This window comes from Polyangiaceae bacterium (assembly GCA_020633205.1).
Classification (GTDB): Bacteria; Myxococcota_A; Polyangia; order Polyangiales; family Polyangiaceae; genus JAHBVY01.
On the sequence record JACKEB010000036.1, the window covers coordinates 1 to 2,787 of the forward strand.

Sequence of the window (2,787 nt, forward strand, 5' to 3'; positions counted from 1 at the left end):
TCGACCTTGCCGGCCTTGGCTTCCTTGACTGCATTGGCGACGTCGAAGGTCACGGTACCGACCTTCGGGTTTGGCATGAGACCACGAGGCCCGAGGATGCGGCCGAGCTTACCGACCGCGCCCATCATGTCGGGCGTCGCAATCACGCGATCGAAGTCCATGAATCCGCCTTGCACCTTCGCTACGAGGTCATCTGCACCCGCGAAGTCAGCGCCGGCTTCAGTGGCTTCTCGTTCTTTGTCGCCCTTGGCGAAAACGAGAACCCGGATGCTCTTGCCGGTGCCGTGAGGCAGGACGAGAGCACCGCGGACCATCTGATCGGCGTGCTTGGGGTTGACCCCGAGGCGAACGGCGACATCGACAGATTCGTCGAACTTCGCATAGGCAGCATCCTTAACTAGTTGAGCTGCCTCGCTCAGGGTGTAGCGCTTCTGACGATCGACTTTCTCGAGCGCCTTCACGCGTTTTTTAGGTGTTTTCGGCATATTTCGTCTTTCGACTCCTGGGCTACGCCCCTTGCTGCTCGAGCGAACTCAAACCGCGAGTGACGCGCCAGTAACTGTTCACACTACGTCGATGCCCATCGAGCGTGCGGTGCCTGCAATCGTGCGGGCCGCTGCCTCGACGTCCGTCGCGTTCATGTCCTTCATCTTGGTCTCGGCGACCTGCTTGACCTGGTCCCAGGTGATCTTCCCAACCTTCTGCTTGTTGGGCTCCTTGGAACCGGTGCCAGGCTTGCCGGTCGCACGCAGGCCGATCGCCTCCTTGAGGAGGACGCTCGCCGGCGGCGACTTCATGATGAAGGTGTAGCTGCGATCTGCGAAGACCGTGATCTCGACGGGCACGATGGTGTCGCCGAGCTTCGCGCTACGCGCGTTGAAGTCCTTGCAGAACTGCATGATGTTGACGCCGTGCTGACCTAGCGCGGGACCAACGGGGGGCGACGGGTTGGCCTTACCCGCCTGCAGCTGCAGCTTGATGAAGCCTGTGACCTTTTTCTTACCTGCTGCCATTTATCCGAACCTTTCGCGTCTCTCGGACTCCCACTTTCACAGTCGGCTCTGCCATTGACAGCGCGATGACTGGAGCACCGTGGTGTGGTGCGTCGTTCGAGTCGCCTTGCTTGAGCTAGCGCTTCTCCACGTGGTTGAAGTCGAGCTCAACAGGAGTTGGGCGCCCAAAGATGCTGACCATGACTTTGAGCTTCTGCTTATCGGGTTTGACCTCTTGGACCGTCCCCGAGAAGTTTGCGAACGCGCCGACGATGACGCGGACCTCGTCACCCTCTTGGAATTGGTGACGGGGCTTGGGCTTGACCGCGCCTTCGCTGATGCCCTTGCGGACCTCTTCGATGTGCGGCGGCTTCACCTCTTGCGGCTTCTGGTTGCCGATGAATCCAGTGACCTTGGGCGTGTCCTTGACGATGTGCCAAGCGTGCTCGTTCATGTCCATTTCGACGAACACGTAGCCCGGGAAGCTGGTCTTGGTCTTGACGCGGCTCTTGCCGTCCTTCGTCTGCTCGGTGACCGTTTCCGTGGGGATTAGGATCTCGCCGAACTGCTCCTCGACCTTGAACTGCCGGATGCGCTCCTGCAGGGCCAGCTTGACCTTGTTCTCGTAGCCCGAGTAGGTCGTGACCACGTACCACTTCTTGCTTGCCATCGCTTCGGTTTCCATCTTCACACCCCGTAGACCAAAGAAGTGACAAAGCCCCAGAAGCGATCGAGCACTGCGATGTAGACAGTTGCGATGATGCTAGCCACGACCACGACGATGGTTCCGTTGGCCACAGTCTCTCGATTGGGCCAGGTGACCTTGGTTAGCTCCTGAGCGACCTCGTCCGCCCAAGCACGGATGTGCGGCTTGCGGTAGATCTGGATGATCGTGATCGCTCCAATGACCGCGCCGGCCGCCATTGTGAACGTGGGACGATCGTCCTCGGAGTAGGCGAGCAACTGCGGGACAGCGTCGACGGCTGCTGGCCACTCGGCGAGCACGTTCCACAAGCCCCCGAGGAGCTTGCCTGCGATGTACGCAAGCAGGATCCCTGCGGAAAAGAGAGCTGCGTGTACGTAGCGCGTGGTCCCGAGGTTGGCAGGCGACTCACCGTCATCCTCTTCCTCGGTCTCCTCCTCGCCTGCTGCCTCGAACTCGGCATCGACTACGTCGTCGTCACCGGAAGCCTCGGCCTCGTCATCGCCTTCGTAATCCGAGTCGTCATCGTCCGAGTCGTCATCGTCCGAGTCGTCATCGTCCGAGTCGTCACTATCGTCGCCGGAGTCGTCCAGGTCTTGGTCGAGCTCCTCGTCAGACGCGTCTCCACCTTCCGTCTCTTCGACGTCCTCGGCTTCGCGTTCTTTTTCCTTGCTGGCCATTGGAGACTTTCGATTCCTGCGACTTTTCTGACTTGGAGGCGGTGGCCGTTTTGAGGCGGCTAGCCGCCCTTCTTGAGGCGGCAGGGGCAGAGAGGCTCGAACTCCCGACCTGCGGATTTGGAATCCGCTGCTCTACCAACTGAGCTATACCCCTGTGTTTTGCGCTCTATTTCGATTCGATGTGCAGCGTGTGGGCGTTGCAGGCGCTGCAGAATTTCTTGAGCTGCAGCATCTCAGCGCCTTCACGGCGGGCCTTGGTGCTCTTGTAATTTCGAGCTCCGCAGACCGAACAGGCGAGGACGATATTCGTCCTCGCCTTTTGGGTCTTTTTGGGGCCCGCCGCGCGGGCTGACATCACTCGACGATCTTGGTGACGACACCGGCGCCGACGGTGCGGCCGCCTTCACGAATA

General features: G+C 60.2%; 5 protein-coding genes and 1 tRNA gene. All 6 read right to left on the reverse strand.

Annotated elements, in window-relative coordinates; all coding sequences use genetic code 11:
- Positions 1-485: 50S ribosomal protein L1 (rplA, locus tag H6718_37065; GenBank protein ID MCB9591075.1), on the reverse strand; the 485-nt coding region annotated here is incomplete at its 3' end.
- Positions 486-563: 78 nt separating this feature from the next.
- Positions 564-1,013, reverse strand: a complete 450-nt coding sequence (gene rplK, locus H6718_37070; protein ID MCB9591076.1) for a 50S ribosomal protein L11 — start codon at positions 1,011-1,013, stop codon at positions 564-566.
- A 115-nt stretch (positions 1,014-1,128) separates the two neighbouring features.
- Positions 1,129-1,662, reverse strand: coding sequence for a transcription termination/antitermination protein NusG (nusG, locus tag H6718_37075; protein ID MCB9591077.1), 534 nt, complete (start codon positions 1,660-1,662; stop codon positions 1,129-1,131).
- A gap of 17 nt (positions 1,663-1,679) precedes the next feature.
- A complete protein-coding gene (secE, locus tag H6718_37080) occupies positions 1,680-2,375 on the reverse strand; it encodes a preprotein translocase subunit SecE (GenBank protein MCB9591078.1) in 696 nt (231 codons plus the stop codon).
- Positions 2,376-2,456: 81 nt separating this feature from the next.
- A tRNA-Trp gene (locus H6718_37085) sits at positions 2,457-2,529 on the reverse strand.
- A 12-nt stretch (positions 2,530-2,541) separates the two neighbouring features.
- Positions 2,542-2,730, reverse strand: a complete 189-nt coding sequence (gene rpmG, locus H6718_37090; protein MCB9591079.1) for a 50S ribosomal protein L33 — start codon at positions 2,728-2,730, stop codon at positions 2,542-2,544.
- Between the last annotated feature and the right edge of the window lie 57 nt (positions 2,731-2,787).

Excerpts from the sequence above, each read along its gene's own strand:
- rplK (MCB9591076.1), bottom strand. The coding sequence starts at position 1,013 with ATGGCAGCAGGTAAGAAAAAGGTCACAGGCTTCATCAAGCTGCAGCTG.
- nusG (MCB9591077.1), bottom strand. The coding sequence starts at position 1,662 with ATGGCAAGCAAGAAGTGGTACGTGGTCACGACCTACTCGGGCTACGAG.
- secE (MCB9591078.1), bottom strand. The coding sequence starts at position 2,375 with ATGGCCAGCAAGGAAAAAGAACGCGAAGCCGAGGACGTCGAAGAGACG.
- rpmG (MCB9591079.1), bottom strand. The coding sequence starts at position 2,730 with ATGTCAGCCCGCGCGGCGGGCCCCAAAAAGACCCAAAAGGCGAGGACG.